This is a genomic window from Paracoccus sp. SY (assembly GCF_002901215.1).
Taxonomy (GTDB): domain Bacteria; phylum Pseudomonadota; class Alphaproteobacteria; order Rhodobacterales; family Rhodobacteraceae; genus Paracoccus; species Paracoccus acridae.
The window spans coordinates 37,210-54,506 of sequence record NZ_NWMQ01000015.1 but is presented as its reverse complement, the minus strand read 5'-3'; the positions used below and the strand labels follow the sequence as shown (position 1 = coordinate 54,506).

17 protein-coding genes, 1 tRNA gene and 2 pseudogenes are annotated in these 17,297 nt (G+C 68.2%); 10 read left to right on the top strand and 10 right to left on the bottom strand.

What is annotated here, in order from left to right; translation table 11 throughout:
• Positions 1–453 precede the first annotated feature (453 nt).
• Positions 454–1,980: pseudogene (locus tag CK944_RS12900) on the bottom strand (DEAD/DEAH box helicase); the annotation flags it as partial.
• A gap of 277 nt (positions 1,981–2,257) precedes the next feature.
• On the opposite strand from CK944_RS12900, the gene argS reads away from it, so the two are divergent.
• The 7 genes from argS (at position 2,258) to CK944_RS12865 (ending at position 9,036) form a co-directional block, all read left to right on the top strand.
• Positions 2,258–4,000, top strand: a complete 1,743-nt coding sequence (argS, locus tag CK944_RS12895; RefSeq protein ID WP_103173496.1) for an arginine--tRNA ligase — start codon at positions 2,258–2,260, stop codon at positions 3,998–4,000.
• A gap of 72 nt (positions 4,001–4,072) precedes the next feature.
• Positions 4,073–5,197 carry an SPOR domain-containing protein gene (locus CK944_RS12890; RefSeq protein WP_103173468.1) on the top strand — a complete coding sequence of 375 codons (1,125 nt, stop codon included), beginning with the start codon at positions 4,073–4,075 and terminating at the stop codon, positions 5,195–5,197.
• Entirely contained in the window at positions 5,197–6,186 is a 990-nt protein-coding gene (gene nagZ / locus CK944_RS12885) for a beta-N-acetylhexosaminidase (protein ID WP_103173467.1), read from the top strand. Before CK944_RS12890 ends, nagZ begins: the two co-directional genes overlap by 1 nt.
• A gap of 52 nt (positions 6,187–6,238) precedes the next feature.
• A complete protein-coding gene (locus CK944_RS12880) occupies positions 6,239–7,051 on the top strand; it encodes a ScpA family protein (protein WP_239986062.1) in 813 nt (270 codons plus the stop codon).
• A gap of 38 nt (positions 7,052–7,089) precedes the next feature.
• Entirely contained in the window at positions 7,090–7,689 is a 600-nt protein-coding gene (gene scpB, locus CK944_RS12875) for an SMC-Scp complex subunit ScpB (protein WP_103173494.1), read from the top strand.
• Positions 7,690–7,693: 4 nt separating this feature from the next.
• Entirely contained in the window at positions 7,694–7,897 is a 204-nt protein-coding gene (locus CK944_RS12870) for a hypothetical protein (RefSeq protein ID WP_103173466.1), read from the top strand.
• Between the two features lie 38 nt (positions 7,898–7,935).
• Positions 7,936–9,036 (top strand): class I SAM-dependent RNA methyltransferase, encoded by a 1,101-nt coding sequence (locus CK944_RS12865; protein WP_103173465.1) that lies wholly within the window; start codon positions 7,936–7,938, stop codon positions 9,034–9,036.
• Between the two features lie 52 nt (positions 9,037–9,088).
• On the opposite strand, the gene CK944_RS12860 is transcribed toward CK944_RS12865, so the two are convergent.
• The 4 genes from CK944_RS12860 to ihfA all read right to left on the bottom strand — a co-directional run bounded on the left by CK944_RS12860 (position 9,089) and on the right by ihfA (position 11,266).
• The gene (locus tag CK944_RS12860) at positions 9,089–10,156 is read right to left on the bottom strand and encodes a 2'-deoxycytidine 5'-triphosphate deaminase (RefSeq protein ID WP_103173464.1); all 1,068 of its coding nucleotides are present in this window, start codon (positions 10,154–10,156) and stop codon (positions 9,089–9,091) included.
• A gap of 56 nt (positions 10,157–10,212) precedes the next feature.
• Positions 10,213–10,290 (bottom strand) — tRNA-Pro (locus CK944_RS12855).
• 79 nt (positions 10,291–10,369) lie between these two features.
• On the bottom strand, positions 10,370–10,948 hold the full coding sequence (locus tag CK944_RS12850) for a MerR family transcriptional regulator (RefSeq protein WP_103173463.1): 579 nt from the start codon (positions 10,946–10,948) through the stop codon (positions 10,370–10,372).
• 15 nt (positions 10,949–10,963) lie between these two features.
• On the bottom strand, positions 10,964–11,266 hold the full coding sequence (gene ihfA, locus CK944_RS12845; RefSeq protein ID WP_103173462.1) for an integration host factor subunit alpha: 303 nt from the start codon (positions 11,264–11,266) through the stop codon (positions 10,964–10,966).
• Positions 11,267–11,425: 159 nt separating this feature from the next.
• Here ihfA and CK944_RS12840 point away from each other — a divergent pair.
• Positions 11,426–11,703 (top strand): annotated as a pseudogene (locus CK944_RS12840) (DksA/TraR family C4-type zinc finger protein).
• Between the two features lie 4 nt (positions 11,704–11,707).
• Here CK944_RS12840 and CK944_RS12835 read toward each other — a convergent pair.
• From CK944_RS12835 to CK944_RS12820, 4 genes are all read right to left on the bottom strand, one after another.
• Positions 11,708–12,682, bottom strand: a complete 975-nt coding sequence (locus CK944_RS12835; RefSeq protein WP_103173461.1) for a beta-ketoacyl-ACP synthase III — start codon at positions 12,680–12,682, stop codon at positions 11,708–11,710.
• Positions 12,679–13,779: a phosphate acyltransferase PlsX gene (gene plsX / locus CK944_RS12830; RefSeq protein ID WP_103173460.1), complete on the bottom strand. Its 1,101-nt coding sequence runs from the start codon at positions 13,777–13,779 to the stop codon at positions 12,679–12,681. Before plsX ends, CK944_RS12835 begins: the two co-directional genes overlap by 4 nt.
• 22 nt (positions 13,780–13,801) lie before the next feature.
• Entirely contained in the window at positions 13,802–14,008 is a 207-nt protein-coding gene (rpmF, locus tag CK944_RS12825) for a 50S ribosomal protein L32 (RefSeq protein WP_103173459.1), read from the bottom strand.
• Positions 14,009–14,244: 236 nt separating this feature from the next.
• Positions 14,245–14,781, bottom strand: a complete 537-nt coding sequence (locus CK944_RS12820) for a DUF177 domain-containing protein (protein ID WP_103173458.1) — start codon at positions 14,779–14,781, stop codon at positions 14,245–14,247.
• Positions 14,782–14,926: 145 nt separating this feature from the next.
• Here CK944_RS12820 and CK944_RS12815 point away from each other — a divergent pair, with 145 nt between their 5' ends.
• A complete protein-coding gene (locus tag CK944_RS12815) occupies positions 14,927–15,376 on the top strand; it encodes an outer membrane protein assembly factor BamE (protein ID WP_103173457.1) in 450 nt (149 codons plus the stop codon).
• A gap of 33 nt (positions 15,377–15,409) precedes the next feature.
• Here CK944_RS12815 and CK944_RS12810 read toward each other — a convergent pair whose 3' ends face one another.
• Positions 15,410–16,408 (bottom strand): serine hydrolase, encoded by a 999-nt coding sequence (locus CK944_RS12810; protein WP_103173456.1) that lies wholly within the window; start codon positions 16,406–16,408, stop codon positions 15,410–15,412.
• 123 nt (positions 16,409–16,531) lie between these two features.
• Here CK944_RS12810 and CK944_RS12805 point away from each other — a divergent pair, with 123 nt between their 5' ends.
• Positions 16,532–17,257, top strand: coding sequence for an SseB family protein (locus CK944_RS12805; RefSeq protein WP_103173455.1), 726 nt, complete (start codon positions 16,532–16,534; stop codon positions 17,255–17,257).
• Positions 17,258–17,297: the final 40 nt, after the last annotated feature.

Genomic DNA, 17,297 nt, shown 5'->3' with positions numbered 1-17,297 from the left:
CGGGGCCTCCTCGGCCACGGGTTCCACGGGATCCTCGGCCTTCTTGCGGCGGGTGCGCTTGGGCTTCTCGGCAGGCTCGGCCACGGGTTCGGAGGCTTCCGGCGCGGCTTCGGCTTCGGCCTTCTTGCGGCGGGTGCGCTTGGGCTTGGGCGTTTCCTCGGCGGCCACCGGCTCGGCAGCAGGGTCTTCGGTGACCGGAGCTTCCGGGACAGGCGTCTCGGCCCCGGCTTCGGGCGCGATGACTTTGGCCGGCGCGGCCTGGACCGGATCGGCGTCCGACGGGGCTTCCTCAACCGAGGCCATTTCGACCGATACTGCCTCGACAGGTGCGGCTTCTGTTTCGGGCAAGCCGGCTGCTGCCGCTTCGACGGAGGCTGCGGCGTCGGGCCGCGCTTCGGCCTTCTTGCGGCGGTTGCGGCCGCGGCGCGGCTTGTCGGCCTGGGCAGGTGCAGCCTCGGCTGTCTCGACCGGCTTCTCGGCGCGGTCCTCCGGCTCGGCAGCGAGCGAGGCGAGCGCGGGGCGCAGTTCGACCAGCATGAATTCGGGAACGTGATCGCCCATGCCCATCACGGCAGGGCCGCGATGATCCTCGCGACGGCCCCGGCGATCGCGCGAGGGATCGCGGCGGTCGTCGCGACGGTCTTCACGCTTGTCGTCCCGGCGGTCGCGCTCTTCCCGGCGCGGTTCCTCGCGCAGGGCTTCGGCGCGTTCCTCACGCGGTTCGCGGCGTTCCTCGTCGCGGTTCCGGTGTTTGTCGCGGCCGCGGTTCTTGTCGCGGCCATTGCGACGATCCTCGCGTCCTGCATTGCGATCGGTCTCGGACAAGGTGAATCCTTCTGGCAGCGGCGCGCGGGGCAGGGTCTGTTTCACAAGATTTTCGATGGCCGACAGGTATTTGTCGTCCGCCGGAGTGGCAATGCTGAAGGCGCTGCCCAGACGTCCGGCGCGGCCGGTGCGGCCGATGCGGTGGACGTAATCCTCGGCATGGGAGGGCAGGTCGTAGTTGAAGACATGGCTGACGGCCGGAATGTCCAGGCCGCGTGCGGCCACGTCGGATGCCACCAGCAGGCGCAGCTTGCCGTCGCGGAAATTGTCCAGCGTGCGGGTGCGGTGGCTTTGGTCCAGGTCGCCATGGATGGGCGCCGCGTCATAGCCGTGCTTGGCCAGCGACTTGGCGACGATGTCCACGTCGGTCTTGCGGTTGCAGAAGATGATCGCGTTCGTCAGCTTTTCGCCTTCGCCGTCGATCAGGGCCCGCAGCAGGTCGCGCTTCTGCTTGGCGGCCAGATCCCGGCGCGAGGGCGCCAGTTCCACCAGCTTCTGGGTGATCGTCTCGCTGGTGGTGGCCTGGCGCGCGACCTCGATCCGCTCGGGGGCGTGCAGGAAGGTGTCGGTGATCCGCTCGATCTCGGGCGCCATGGTGGCGCTGAAGAACAGCGTCTGGCGGGTGAAGGGGGTCAGCTGGAAGATCCGTTCGATATCCGGGATGAAGCCCATGTCCAGCATCCGGTCGGCCTCGTCCACGACCATGATCTGCACGCCGGTCAGCAGAAGCTTGCCGCGTTCGAAATGATCCAGAAGCCGGCCGGGGGTGGCGATCAGCACGTCCACGCCGCGGTCGATCAGCTTGTCCTGTTCGCCGAAGGATACGCCGCCGATCAGCAGCGCCTTGGTCAGGCGGGTGTGTTTCGCATAGGTGTCGAAGTTTTCGGCAACCTGGGCCGCCAGTTCGCGCGTGGGGCACAGGACCAGCGACCGGGGCATCCGGGCGCGGGCGCGGCCACGGCCCAGCAGCGTGATCATGGGCAGGGTGAAGCTTGCGGTCTTGCCGGTGCCGGTCTGCGCGATGCCCAGCACGTCGCGGCCTTCCAGCGCGGGCGGAATGGCGCCGGCCTGGATCGGCGTCGGCGTTTCATACCCGGCTTCTGCAATGGCTTTCAGCACATTGGGGTCAAGCTTCAGGTCAGAGAATTTGGTCATTCAGGGCTTTCCAAGACTTGTGCGCCACATGTCCGGCGCGATGCGTTCCATTGCCGCGTTGCCCGGATGGCTGGTGCGGCCTGCAATGGGACGCAAGACTCGCACGCCCCTTCAGTCGGCCCGCCGGATGCGGAGCCATGCAGGGACTTAGACCAAGTGGACCGCAACGTCAATGTTTCGGCCCGGAAACGTTGCGAAAAATGCAGGTTTTCGGGCTTTGTGTTGACCAGGACCCGCCCCAGGCGGTAACCCGCGCGGGACAGTCAGGAAAGCGATGATGAACCTATTCACCGATCTGCGCGGCGTCGTTCTGGCCGCGCTGGAGCAGATGACGCAGGCGGGCGAGCTGCCGCAGGGCCTGGATTTCGCCAATGTGGCCGTGGAACCCCCGCGCGATCCCGCCCATGGCGACATGGCCACCAATGCCGCGATGGTGCTGGCCAAGCCAGCCGGCATGAAGCCGCGAGAGATCGCCGACAGGCTGGCGGCCCGCCTGACCGACCCGCGCATAGCGGCGGCCGAGGTCGCGGGGCCGGGCTTCCTGAACCTGCGCCTGTCCCCCGCCGTCTGGCAGGGGGTGGTGGCGACCGCCCTCCGCGAAGGCGCTGATTTCGGGCGTTCCGACATCGGGGCGGGGCAAAAGGTCAACGTGGAATTCGTCAGCGCCAATCCCACCGGCCCGATGCATGTGGGCCATGTCCGGGGCGCGGTCTTCGGCGACGCGCTTGCGAACCTGCTGGCCTTTTCGGGCCACGATGTGACGCGCGAATACTATATCAACGACGGCGGTGCGCAGGTCGATGTGCTGGCCCGTTCCGCCTATGAACGCTATCGCGAGGCCAACGGGCTGGAGCCGGAAATCCGCGAAGGGCTTTATCCCGGCGACTATCTGATCCCCGTGGGCGAGGCGCTGAAGCAGAAATACGGCGCCAGCCTGCTGGACAGGCCCGAAGCCGACTGGCTGGCCGAGGTGCGCGATTTCGCGACCCTGGCGATGATGGCGATGATCCGCGAGGATCTGGCGGCGCTTGGCGTGCGCATGGATGTTTATTCCAGCGAAAAGGCGCTGTACGGCACCGGCAAGATCGAGGCCGCGATCGAGCGGCTGCGGTCGCTGGACCTGATCTATCGCGGCGTGCTGGAACCGCCCAAGGGCAAGCTGCCCGAGGATTGGGAGGAGCGCGAGCAGCTTTTGTTCCGGTCCACCGCCCATGGCGACGACGTGGACCGGCCCATCCAGAAGTCGGACGGGGCCTGGACCTATTTCGCGCCCGACATCGCCTATCACTGGGACAAGATCCACCGGGGCTTTGATCAGTTGATCGACGTCTTCGGCGCCGATCACGGCGGCTATGTCAAGCGCATGAACGCGGCGGTCAAGGCGCTGTCGAACGGGCGCGTGCCGCTGGACATCAAGCTGATCCAGCTGGTCAAGCTGTTCAAGAACGGCGAGCCGTTCAAGATGTCCAAGCGCGCGGGCACATTCGTCACCCTGCGCGACGTGGTCGAGGAAGCGGGCGCGGATGTCACCCGCTTCATCATGCTGACGCGCAAGAACGACGCGGCCCTGGACTTCGACTTTGCCAAGGTGCTGGAACAGTCCAAGGACAACCCCGTCTGGTATGTCCAGTATGCCAGCGCGCGGGTTCATTCGGTGCTGCGCCGGGCGACCGAATCAGGCATCGACGTCAGTGATTCGGTCTTGGCTTCCGCGGATCTGACCCGGCTGTCGCATCCGGCGGAACTGGATCTGGCGCGGAAAGTTGCCGAATGGCCCCGGCTTGTCGAACATGCGGCCCGCGCCCACGAACCCCACCGGGTTGCGTTTTTCCTGTATGAAATCGCCTCTGACCTGCATTCGCTATGGAACCGCGGCAATGACGACCTGTCGTTGCGCTTCGTGCAGGATGGCGATCCTGCCACGTCCCAGGCAAAAATTGCGCTGGTTCGCGCAGTTGGCGTTGTTATTTCAAGTGGTCTTGCTATCCTTGGTGTCACGCCGGTCAAGGAAATGCGCTGAAGTCACAAAGCGCCCCGACCGGTCGGAACGGGCAGTCAAGTTCAGGTCGGATCAACCGGCAGGCAGGCAGGCATGGCAGTGATGGATTTCCGCGAAGGCGGCTATGTGTTCTCGCGTCACAAGGTGAAGCGCGAATTCTCGTATGATCAGGGCGGTTGGGACGACCGGCCGCAGGGCGCGCGAATGGCGGCCGACCCCCAGGGCGACGACAGCCTGACCACCCGCTTCGCGCGGCTGACGCATTACCTGGGCGCGGTCGCATCCGTCGCGCTGATGGTGGGGCTGATGGTCTGGGGCTGGCAGCTGGTGTCGCGCGATGTGTCGGGCGTCCCGGTGATCCGCGCCATTTCCGGCGACGCGCGCACCACCCCTGCCGATCCCGGGGGCGAACTGACCAACTATACCGGCTATGCCGTCAATACGGTGGCCGAGGGGACCGACCATCAGCCGACCCAGCAGGTCGCCATCGCCCCTGCGCCCGTGGGCCTGTCGGATGAGGATGTGGCCATGGGCCAGTTGGGCGCCACCGCCCGCGAGCCCGTCACCACCTCGGAGGTTCCGCTGAGCTTTGCGGGCGACCCGATCGTGCCGCTGTCCGACAGCGAGGCCCGCGCCCTGGCCGAGGCCGAGGCCCAGCGGCTGGCCATGGCCGACAGTGCCGTCCAGGAAGCCACCATCATCGACGCCCCCGCCAGCGAAGGCCCGGTCAACGAGGCGCTGACCGATGAAAACGGCGCCCCCGCCCAGGCGGCCGCCATTGCCGAGGCCCTGGTCCAGGCCCAGGCCGAGGCCAATCCGGGCGTGCTGACCGCCTCGACCCGGCCCACGCCGCGTCCGCGCAGCACCCGCGTCGCCTCGGCCGGGACCACCGCGACCGATGCGCGCCCCATGGCGCAGGATCGTCCGGCCGAAGCGCCCGCACCCGCACCCGAAGCCGCGCCCGCCGTGGCGCAGGCCAGCGGTCCGCAGGTGCAGCTTGGCGCCTTTGACAGCAGCGCCATCGCCTCCAGCGAATGGAACCGGCTGATGAACAAGCATGTCGTCTTTGGCGGCAAGCAGCAGGTGATCCAGCAGCACCAGTCGAACGGCCGCACCTTCTGGCGGCTGCGCGTTGCGGGCTTCGATTCCCTGTCCGAGGCACGCCAGTTCTGCGCCGCGCTGAAATCGGCGGGCACGGACTGCCTTGCCCTGAACTGATGCCTGCCAACGCCACCATCCTGGGCGGCATCGCCGGGACGGAACTGACCAGGGCCGAGCGGGACTTCTTCCGCGCGGCCGACCCCTGGGGCTTCATCCTGTTCGGCCGCAATGTCGAAAGCCCCGACCAGCTGCGCCGCCTGACGGATGCGCTGCGCGAGGCCGTGGGCCGCGATGCCGTCATCACCGTCGATCAGGAAGGCGGCCGGGTGCAGCGCCTGCGCGGTCCCCATTGGTTCGACTGGCCCGCGCCGCTGGATCAGGCCGCCGCCGGGCCGCGCGCCATGTGGCTGCGCTATCACCTGATCGGGCGGGAACTGCGCGCGGTCGGCATCGACAGCAACTGCGCCCCCACGCTGGACGTGGCGCAGGACGATACGCATCCCTTCCTGCGCAACCGCTGTTTCGGTACCGATCCCGCGACCGTTGCCACCCTGGGCCGCGCCGCTGCCGACGGGATGCTGGCCGCCGGCGTCTTGCCGGTGATGAAGCACATGCCGGGCCATGGCCGTGCCGTCGCCGACAGCCATCACGGCCTGCCGACCGTCACCGCGCCCGCCGATGACCTGGACGCGATGGACTTCGCCCCGTTCCGCGCCTTGCGCGACCTGCCCATGGGCATGACCGCGCATATCCGCTTTACCGCATTGGACGATGCGCCCGCCACCGCATCGCCGCGCATGATCGCCCTGATCCGCGACCGCATCGGCTTCGACGGTCTTCTGATGACCGACGACATCACCATGAACGCCCTGTCCGGGACCGAGGCCGAACGCGCCACCGCCAGCATCGCCGCAGGCTGCGACCTGGTGCTGCATTGCAATGGCACGATCCCCAGCATGGAGCAGGTGGTCGCCGCCGCCGGCCCCCTGAGCCTGGATGCGCAGCGCCGCGCCGATGCCGCCCTGGCGCTGCGTCGCGCACCGCAGGACGCCGATCCCGATGCCCTGATGGCGGAATGGCGCGACCTGACGGCAGCCGTCGCTTGACAGGGAAGCCGCAGGCGCGGATTCTGGCACGCCCGGAAAGACAGCCGAAACCGTGACCGCACCTGACATCCCCTATCTGCGCCCCGTTCCCGACGGCGACAGCGTCGCGCAACGCCGCGCGGACGAATCGCTGATCGTCGATGTGGATGGTTTCGAAGGCCCTCTGGATCTGCTGCTGACGCTGGCGCGGACGCAGAAGGTGGATCTGATGCGGATTTCGGTCCTGCATCTGGCGGAACAATACCTGGCCTTCGTTGACCAGGCCCGCGCCCTGCGGATCGAACTGGCCGCCGATTACCTGGTCATGGCGGCCTGGCTGGCATTCCTGAAATCCCGCCTGCTTCTGCCCCCCGACCCCGAGGCCGAGGGGCTGTCCGCCGAGGACATGGCCGCGCACCTGGCCTTCCAGCTTGAGCGTCTGCAGGCCATGCGCGAGGTCGCGGCGCAACTGATGGGGCGTGACCGCCTTGGCATCAGCCGCTTCGCGCGGGGGACGCCGGAAACCGTGGCGAAACGGCGGCGCACCGAATGGCAGGCGGGGCTGATCGACCTGATGCGCGCCTATGCGCGGCTGAAGACCCGCGACGAATTCCGCCCCTATGCCTTCGACCGGCAGGATGTCTTCACGATGGAACAGGCCCTGGACCGCTTGCGCAGCCTGATCGGCTATGCGGGGGATTGGACGGAACTGGCCGACTTCCTGCCCGAAGGCTGGGGCACGGGGGGCGAACGCCGGCGGTCGGCGACGGCCGCGACCTTTGCGGCATCGCTGGAACTTGCGCGCCAAGGCCGGATCGAGATACGGCAGGCGGCTTCCTTTGCCCCGATCCAGTTCCGCCGCAAGCCCGACGGGGACCAGCCGTGACCGATTTGCCGCCCCCGACGCTGGACCAGCAGGAACGCATGGTCGAGGCGATCCTGTTCGCGTCCTCGGCCCCCGTCACGGTGCGCGACCTCGCGCAGCGCCTGCCCAGGGGCTGCGATCCGGCCGAGGCATTGGCGGGGTTGCGCCGGACCTATGCGGATCGCGGCGTGGTGCTGGAACGGATCGGCGACGGTTACGCCCTTCGCACCGCGCCGGACCTGTTCTTCCTGATGCGGACGGAAACCGTCGAACAGCGCCGCCTGTCGCGCGCCGCGATCGAGACGCTGGCGATCATCGCCTATCACCAGCCGGTCACCCGCGCCGAGATCGAGGAAATCCGCGGCGTGGCCGTGTCGCGCGGCACGCTGGACCAGTTGATCGAGATGGAATGGGTCCGTATCGGTCGCAGGCGGATGACGCCGGGACGACCCGCGACCTTCGTGGTCACGGAAACCTTCCTGGACCATTTCGGCCTGGAATCCGCCCGCGACCTGCCGGGGCTTGCGGAACTGCGCGCGGCGGGGCTGCTGGAATCGCGCCCCCCTGCGCCGGGGCTGCATGTGCCCCTTGCCTTGCTGGACGGGGATGACGATATGTCAGCTACGGCACCCGCCGACGACCTGTTCGAGGACGAATGACCCGATGAGCCTCCAGTCCATCATCAATACGCTGACCCGCATGGTTTCCCGTCGTGCCCTGAACTGGGGCATCAACAAGGGCATCGACCGCATCGCGAAATCGGGCGGCAAGCCCGCCAAGGTGTCGTCCAAGCAGGCCAAGGACATGCGCACGGCCGTCAAGCGCGCCCGCCAGGCCGCCCGGCTGACCCGCCGCATCGGGCGCTGACACTCGCCTTTGCCGCGCGGCCGCGATAGGGCTGCGCGATGGATGACAGATTCGAGATTTTCCTGGTGGCGACGCCGGGGCTGGAAGCACCCTTGGCCGCGGAAGCCGCCGGCTTGGGCTGGCAGCCGTCGGTGCAGCCGGGCGGCGTGACGATCACCGGCAGCTGGCCCGATGTGTGGCGCGCGAACCTTTGGCTGCGCGGCGCCACGCGCGTTCTGGCCCGCCTGGGCAGCTTTCGCGCCCTGCATCTGGCGCAACTGGACAAGCGGGCGCGGAAATTCCCCTGGGCCACCGTGCTGCGGCCCGATGTGCCGGTCCGCGTGGAAACCACCTGCAAGGCCAGCCGCATCTATCACGCGGGCGCGGCCACGCAGCGGATCGAACGCGCCATCGCCGAGGAACTGGGCGCGCCGATCGCCCCGGACGCCGGTCTGGTCGTCAAGGCGCGGATCGAGGATGACCTGGTCACCCTCAGCCTGGATACGACGGGCGAATCGCTGCACAAGCGCGGCCACAAGGAAGCCGTCGCCAAGGCCCCCATGCGCGAGACGATGGCCGCCATGTTCCTGCGCGGAATGGGCTTTGACGGCAGCCAGCCGGTGCTGGATCCGATGTGCGGGTCGGGCACTTTCGTGATCGAGGCCGCCGAGATCGCGGCAGGCCTTGCCCCCGGCCGCAGCCGCAGCTTCGGCTTCCAGCAGCTTGCCAGCTTCGATCCTGCCGCCTGGGACGCCATGCGGGGTGCCGTTGCGCCCCGACCCGCGCCCGCGCAGTTCTTCGGCAGCGACCGCGACGCAGGCGCCATCCGCATGAGCCAGGCCAATGCCGAACGGGCAGGGGTCGGCGCATTCACCCGGTTCGACTGCCGCGCCATCGGCGACCTGCAACGCCCCGACGGCCCCCCCGGCATCGTCATGGTGAACCCGCCTTACGGCGCGCGGATCGGCAACAAGGGGCCGCTGTTCGGATTGCACGCCGCGATGGGGCAGGTGTTCCGGGAACGTTTGGGAGGCTGGCGTGTGGGGATCGTCACCAGCGAAGGCGCCTTGGCCAAGGCGACCGGCCTGCCGCTGGAATCGGGGCCGGTGGTCGCGCATGGCGGGTTGAAGGTGCGGCTGTGGCAGACGGGGGCGCTGTAAGCCGGGGGCCAGCCCCCGGACCCCCGGGATATTTGCGCCAAAGTGAAGGGGCCTAGCGGAACTGCTTGGCCAGCTTCAGCCCTTGGCCCTGATAGTTGGACTTGATGCCCGCGCCATAGAGACAGTCCGGGCGGGCCGCCATGCGTTCATAGACGAGCCGGCCGACGACCTGACCATGTTCCAGCACGAAGGGCGCCTCGTGGCAGCGGACCTCCAGCACGCCGCGCGCGCCGGTGCCGGTTTCGCCGATGCCGAAGCCGGGATCGAAGAAGCCCGCGTAATGGACGCGGAATTCGCCGACCATCGCCAGATAGGGCGCCATCTCGGCGGCGTAGTCGGCCGGTATCGCCACCGATTCGCGGCTGACGAGGATATAGAAGGCGCCGGGATCCAGAATCAGGCGGCCATCGGTCGTATGCAGTTCGTCCCAGAAATCGCGGGCGTCATAGGCGCCGATCCGGTCAAGGTCGATCACCCCGCTGTGGGGCCGGGCGCGGTATCCCACCAGATCGCCGCTGGCGGGCTTCAGATCGACCGAAAATCCCAGGCCGTTGTCGATCAGGGCCGGGCCACCCACCAAGGGCTCGCGGGCGTTCAGCTCGCGCAACTGGGCGTCCGACAGAACGGCCTGACCCCGCCGCAGCCGCAACTGGTTCAGCCTCATGCCGGGACGGACCAGGACCGAAAAGCTGCGCGGGCAGATCTCGGCGAAAAGGGGCCCTTCATAGCCTTCGGGCAGGCGGTCGAATTCGGTGCCGTCATCGGCGACCAGCCGGGTCAGCAGGTCAAGCCTGCCGGTCGAGGATTTGGCATTGGCCACCGCCGTCAATCCGGCAGGCAGCGCCACCCGTTCCATCAGCGGCACCAGATAAACGCAGCCACGTTCCAGGACCGCACCGCCACTCAGGTCCATCTGGTGCATCTGAACGTCGGCCAGGCGGTCCATGACCCTGTTCCCGCGCCCCGCCAGAAAGCTGGCGCGCAGCCGATAGGCGACCGATCCCAGCCGCAGATCAAGGCTGGCGGGCTGGATCTGTTCGGGGATGATCGCGGGATCCGCCGAGATCGCGCCCGACCGGATCAGGTCGCGGATGCCGCTGTCGGGAAGAACGCCGTTCATGCTGGTCCTTTCATGCGAAAACGCCCACCCCCGGCAGGGGATGGGCGTTTTCGAAATGGTCGGGCCGGCGAGATTCGAACTCGCGGCCTTCCGCCCCCCAGACGGACGCGCTAACCAGACTGCGCCACGGCCCGACGCGCACCGTATAGAGCGATCCTGCGGCGCTGCACAAGGGCTGCAATGCGGAAATCTGCGCCATAAAGGCCCAGCCGGTCAGCAAAACCGTGCCAGGGCATCGCGCAGCCGCGACAAGGACGCGCGATGATGGGGCGCGGTCGCATCGCTGGGGTGCAAATCGCGCAGCCGGGCGTTCAGCGCCACCATGTCGCCAAGCCACCCGGCGGGCGGGCCGTCATGGAAATGACCGTGGTGGCGGTCCGATGCGGCGTGCGGGACGGCCATGGGCCGCCTGCGCATCCTGGATCGCGGTTCGTGCCGGGGAAGGCTGTCGAAATCGTCCTCGACGCCGTCGGGTTCGGGAATGTCGCTTTCGGCCAGAGTTTCGATGGCATCGTTCAGGCGCGCCATGCCGCGTTCGCGGACCGATGCGCCGCGGTCGCGGGCCAAAAGCTTCTTGGCGCCCCGGATCGTCAACCCCTCGTCCCGCAGCACGGTGCAGAGACCCGCCGCCAGACGCACGTCATCGGGGCGATAGTAACGCCGCCCGTCCGGGCGCTTCATCGGCTTCAGCAAGGGAAACTGGGTTTCCCAGTAGCGCAGGACATGCGGTGCCACGCCCAGAAGCCTTGCGACCTCGCCAATAGACCGGAATGCGTCTGCGCCTTTCGTCATTCAGTCAGAACGTCCTTAACCCTTGTTTCCGGCAGCGACGCGATCCTTCATCAGATGCGAAGGGCGGAAGGACAGCACGCGGCGCGGGGTGATCGGCACTTCCTCACCGGTCTTGGGGTTGCGGCCGATGCGTTCGTTCTTGTCGCGCAGGCTGAAGGTGCCGAAGGACGAAATCTTCACCTGCTCGCCCCGAACCAGGGCGTTGGAGATATGTTCAAGAACCGATTCGACCAGTTGGGCGGACTCGTGCCGGGACAGGCCCACGTCCCGAAAAACGGCCTCTGCGAGATCCATCCGAGTCAGCGTCTTGTCACTCATGACTTTTCCCCTTTGATTTCACTAGGATGGTTGGAATTCTTCCCGCTGTCAACGAGAAGGGGGCTTTTTCGTTCCCCCGCGTCACGTGAAGATGGGGCGTCCGGCATTGCAACAAAACCCGCCGATCCTATCTTTCTGCCCTGAGACAAGGAGGCGGTCATGGCCGGTGGATGGGCGCGCGACGATGCGGTGAACGACCAGATCGAGATCAGCACGGCCGAGGCCGTGGCCCGCGCCCGGCTGCGCGCCGGACAGGGCAAGGCTGTTCGGGACAGCGCCATGACCTGCATCGACTGCGACGAGCCCATCCCGCAGGCGCGGCGTCAGGCGCTGCCGGGGGTGCAACTGTGCCTGGATTGCCAGCGCGACCGGGACAGGGCATGGCGCCCCGCGGGCGGCATCAACGGCGCGGCAGCAAGGATTCGCAGCTGAAGTAAGCCCCTACCAGCGAAGGACGACCGATCCCCAGCTGAGGCCGCCGCCGATCGCCTCGGTCACGATCACGTCACCGGGGCTGAAGCGGCCCTGGCCGTCGGCCACCGACAGCGCCAGCGGGATCGAGGCGGCCGAGGTGTTGCCGTGGTCGGCGACCGTCAGCACCACCTTGTCCATCGGCAGGCCCATCTTCTGCGCGGTCGCCGTGATGATGCGCGCATTGGCCTGGTGGGGCACGAGCCAGTCCACCTGGGCAGGGGTCAGCCCGGCCTTGTCCAGCGCGATATGCGCGGTCTTGGCCAGCTTTTCGACGGCATGGCGGAAGACCAGGTTGCCCTGCATCCGCAACTGTCCCGCCGTGCCGGTGGTGGACACGCCGCCATCCACATACAGCAGGTCGCGATACTGCCCGTCGCTGTTGAGGTCGCTGGCCAGGATGCCCCGGTCGTCGTTGGTCCCGGCGCTTTCCTGCCCCTCGAGGACAAGGGCGCCGGCGCCGTCGCCGAACAGGACGCAGGTGCCGCGGTCGGTCCAGTCCATGATGCGGGAAAACGTCTCGGCCCCGATGACAAGGACGCGCTTTGCCAGCCCGCCGCGAATCATCGCGTCGGCATTGGCCAGCGCAAAGACGAAGCCCGCGCAGACCGCCTGGACGTCATAGGCAAAGCCATGCGTCATGCCCAGCCCGTGCTGGATCATCGTGGCCGAGGCAGGGAAGGTGTAATCGGGGGTCGAGGTCGCCAGCACGATCCCGTCGATGTCGTCGGGCCGCAGCCCGGCCTTGTCCAGGGCGGCCCGGGCCGCGCGCAGGCCCATGTCGCTGGTGGCCTGGCCTTCGGCGGCGAAATGGCGCCGTTCGATCCCGGTGCGGGTGCGGATCCATTCGTCGCTGGTGTCCAGGCGTTCCTCGAACCAGCTGTTCGGGACCACGCGTTCGGGAAGATAATGGCCGGTGCCGCGCACCACGGAACGAATGGTCACGATGCGGCCTCGGCGCCGGGAGCGCTTGCTGCGGCTTGCGCCACGCGCGCGGCCAGGCGGTCCTGGAAGCCGGACCTTGCCAGCGTGAAGGCCAGCTTGATCGCCGCCGACACGCCCGTCGCATCGGCCGATCCGTGCGATTTGATGACGGTGCCGTTCAGGCCCAGGAAAATCCCGCCATTGACGCGGCGGGGGTCGATCCGCTTTTGCAGGCGCTTGAGAGAGGTCATCGCCAGAACGGCGGCAAACTTGGACATGATGGAATTCGCGAAGGCGTCCTTGAGAAGCGTGCCGACCAGCTTGGCCGTGCCCTCGCCGGTCTTCAAGGCGATGTTGCCGGTAAAGCCGTCGGTGACGATCACATCCGCGCGCGAAGAGGGCAGGTCGCCCCCTTCGACAAAGCCGACATAGTCGAACCGGCCTGCCTCGGCCGCGGCCAGGATCAGATCCTGGGCCTGCTTCAGTTCGGCGCGGCCCTTGTGTTCCTCGGTCCCGACATTCAGCAGCCCGACCCGCGGACGGTCGAGGCCCAGGCCGTTGCGGGCATAGGACGCCCCCATCAGCGCGTATTGCAGCAGATCGGGCGCGTCGGCGCGGATATCGGCGCCCACGTCCAGCATGATGTTGAAGCCCTGCGGGTTGGTCGAGGGCCAGAGGCAGGCGATGGCGGGACGGTTCACGCCCGGCAGCTTGCGCAGGCGCAGCATCGACAAGGCCATCAGCGCCCCGGTATTGCCGCAGCTGACCGCGGCCCCCGCCTCGCCGGTCTTGACCGATTCGATGGCCGACCACATCGAGGTGCCGTCGCCCTTGCGGACGATCTGGCTGGGCTTGTCTTCCATGGTGACAACGCCACCGGCGTGGCGGATGTCGCAGCGGCCGGCAAGCACCTTGCGGCGGCCGACAAGACGGCGAAGCTCGGCCTCGTCGCCATGCACGATGAAGCGTATGTCGGGGTTCACTGCGGCGCTTTCGGCCATGCCCGCGACAACCGCCGCAGGACCGCGATCGCCGCCCATGGCATCGACCGATATCACCACGACGTCCCCCCGGTCAGGGGTCGGCGCCGAGGAGAGGGTCACGTCACGGTCGGTCATCTGGCGCGAATGCCAAGCCCGGTCAGGCCGCGTCGTCGTCCAGGTCGATCGTGTTCGCCTGCGCCACGACTTCGCGGTCGGCATAGTGGCCGCAGGACGGGCAGACGTGATGCGGGCGCTTCAGTTCGCCGCAGTTCGAGCATTCGTTGGGATTGCCGGCAACCAGGGCATCGTGGGAGCGGCGCATGTTCCGGCGGGACCGGGTAACGCGATTCTGAGGGACAGCCATGTCACAACCTCGGGCTAGACGGGATGCAACGCGCGGGCGTCTGGCGCATCCCAGGGATTTGAATTCGAAAATGAACCGCGCAGATACGCCATGACGGCCCCGCCCGCAACCCCTTGCGGCGGGGCAGGCAGGGCTAATTGCACCGGATGACCCGGTTTGCGCCAGTCTCGGGCGTGCCGTCCGGCGACAACACCCGCTTGATGTGACCCTTGCGCAACGGTCCGGGATCGAATCGCCTAGTCCGTGTCGCGGCTGCGCAGCAGCTTGTCCAGATCGGCAAAGGGACGGCGCGTGTCGGGGGCGTCCTCGTCCGGCGCCGCTTCGAACGCGACACCCTCGGCGCGCGGATATTCGGGCAGGGCCAGGGCCAGTTCCTCGATCATCACGGCGCCCAGGTCGATGAACTGGCCCAAGGGTTCCAGCGTGTCGTCGGGCATCTCCACCTCGTCCCCTTCGGGGGTGGAGATATGGGGGGAATAATGACGCTCGACCTCTTCGTCCAGGGCGGTCTTGACGGGCTTCAGCGTGACGACGCAGGGCTGCGTGACACGGGCGCGCAGCCGGCCGGTCAGCACCCAGGCCTCGCCCGCCTCGGCGCGGATTTCCCCGGCGAAGGACAGGCGCGACAGGGCAGGGATGCCCAGTTCGGTGGCGATGGCGGCACAGCGTTCCGCATCGGGCACCAGCGAAAAGGGCGTCGGCGCGCGCGGGTTCAGATGCGCCACGCGCAGGCGTTCCGGCTGTTGGGCGGGCTGGTTGGCGGGGGCGGTCATGGCGGGCCTTTGTCTGCTGTCGGTCGGGGTTCCGCACCGGCAGGCGGCGCCAAATCCCCGACGGGATTGTCATTCTTGAGCGCGGTGCCCGAGTTTGCTAAGCCGGGCGGGCCGCGTCAACAGCGCCTTGCAAGGGAAAGACGGAATGACAGCCATCCGGCATCTAATGGTTCTGGCTTTCGTGGCCCTTCTTGGCCTTGCGGCCTGCGCGCCGGTCTATCGCAACCACGGCTTCATCCCCGCGCCCGAGGATCTGTCCCAGGTCGTCGTGGGCCAGACCACCGTGGACGAATTGCAGGGCCTGATCGGCCGCCCGTCCGCCCAGGGCCTGCTGACGGGCTCGGGCTGGTATTACGTCGGCTCCCGCTGGCGTCATTTCGGCGCGCTGGAACCGCGCGAGATCAGCCGAGAGGTCGTGGCCGTGTCCTTCGCGCCCAGCGGCGTCGTCACCAATGTCGAACGCTTCGGGCTGGAACGGGGTCGGGTCGTCACCCTGTCGCGCCGCGTGACCGAGGGCAGCGTGACCGAAATCTCTCTGATCGGGCAGCTTCTGGGCAACCTGGGCAATTTCCAGGCGGGCGATTTCATCGACTGACGGCTGCGGGTGCGGTGCGTGCCAGCACGCACCCTAGAGCGTCTGGACGATCCGGTCGGCCAGCATGTGCAGGTCGTTGCGGTATCCCGTCCGCGCGGACGGCTGGTCGGGATCCGAGGTCATGGCGATGGCAGCCGCAGGCTGGCGCCCCGTCGCGGGAAAGACATAGATCATCTGCCCGCCATAGCCCCAGCCGTAACGCACGGGGCGGCCGCTGGCCTGGCCGATGAACCAGCCATAGCCGTATCCCTGCCCGCTGAAGATCGACGCGGTGCGCGTCCGCCAGCTTTCCTCGACCCACCCGGCGGGCACGACCTGCCGACCGCCCGCCTGGCCGCCGCTGGCATACATCGCGCCGAAGGCCAGCAGGGACCGCGTGCTCATCGCCATCTGGTTGCCGCCCAGATAGATGCCCTGCGGGTCGCGTTCCCAGTCGGTGATGCGGAAGCCCGGCACCGGGTCCAGCCAGTCCCGCGCCAGATCCAGCGTGGACCGCCCCGTCACCCGCGTCAGGATGGCGGACACCAGATGCGTGGATGCCGTGGAATATTGCATCCGCCCGCCCGGATCCTGCGTGAAGGGCGCGGCCAGGGCGGCACGCACCCAGTTGCGGCTGCTGACCCAGGCCCCGTAATTCGCGCCCGACTGGCGCTCCAGCCCCGCCTGCATGGACAGAAGGTGGTCCAGCGTCACGGTTGCCAGCCGCGGATCGGGATCGGCGGGCAATTGGTCGCGCAGGATCGGCGCGATGGGCTGGCCGGGGCCTTCCAGCAGGCCGCGTTCGATCGCGATCCCGGCCAGGGCCGAGATGATCGACTTCGAGGCCGACTTGATGTTCGTCGGGCTGTCCGGGGTGAATCGGCCATAGCCGCGGGCCGCGACCTCGGTCCCGCCCGACCAGACGGCGACGGCGCGCAGGTTTTCCAGCCGTCCGGCGTCGTCAAGGATCGGCGTCAGGCGGGATTGCGCCAGGGCAGGCGCGGCAAGCAGCGGCGACAGGCTGGCGGTCAGCAGAAGGGTGCGTCGGTTCATCTGCCCTATATGCGGCGCCCTGCGGTTGCGGCGGAATCACGGTTGCGTCAGCTTGGGCTTGTCCGGGGGGCGCGGCGCGATTAGGGCAGGGGCGTTCCCCTTGCCGCTGCGAAAGGCCCCGCCATGACCGCGCTTGACGATCTTGCCCCGGTTCCCTTCCACGACGCCGACGCCCCGCAGCGGGCGCGGATGCTGTCGCGGCTGGCGGATACGGAACTGGCCGTGGCCCTGGTGGCGGAACCCCAGGGCGATCAGGTCGAACTGCGCATCTTCCCGCTCGAAACCGGCCCCGTCGCGCTTGCCTGCGATACCGAGGATCGGCTGGCGGGCTTTTTCGGCGGCCCCGTGGCCTATGCGGCGATGCCGGGGCGGGTGCTGGCGGGCCTTCTGAAATCCGAAAACGCGGGCCTGCTGGTCAATCCGGGCCTGCCGTCGGAGATGCTGCTGGACGCGGCGATGCTGGACTGGCTGACCGGCGCGCTGTCGGCCGCGCCCCAAGCCACCGATGCCCGGTTGCGCCTGACCGCCCCCGCGCCCGCCGTGATCGAGGCCCTGGCGCAGCCCCTGGCCGAACGCTTGGGCGACATGCGCGGGCTGATCGCGGGTGCGGCGCTCGCGGGCACGGGTGACGGCCATGTCGTCCTGGTCGCAGGCGCCGATCCGGCCCATCAGCCCGCCATCGCCAAGGCCCTGGCCGAGGCGCTGGCCTTTCTGCCGGAACAGCCTGGCGGCGTGGATGTCAGCTTCACCGATGCGGCGCTGCCCCCGCAGGTCCTGCGCTTCGACCTTTCCCAGCCCGAAGCGCCTGCCGCACCGCCGCGTCCGAAAGGTCCGCCGATCCTGCGCTGATCGGCCAAGCACGGTTGCGTGATCGCCGCCAAGCTGCCAG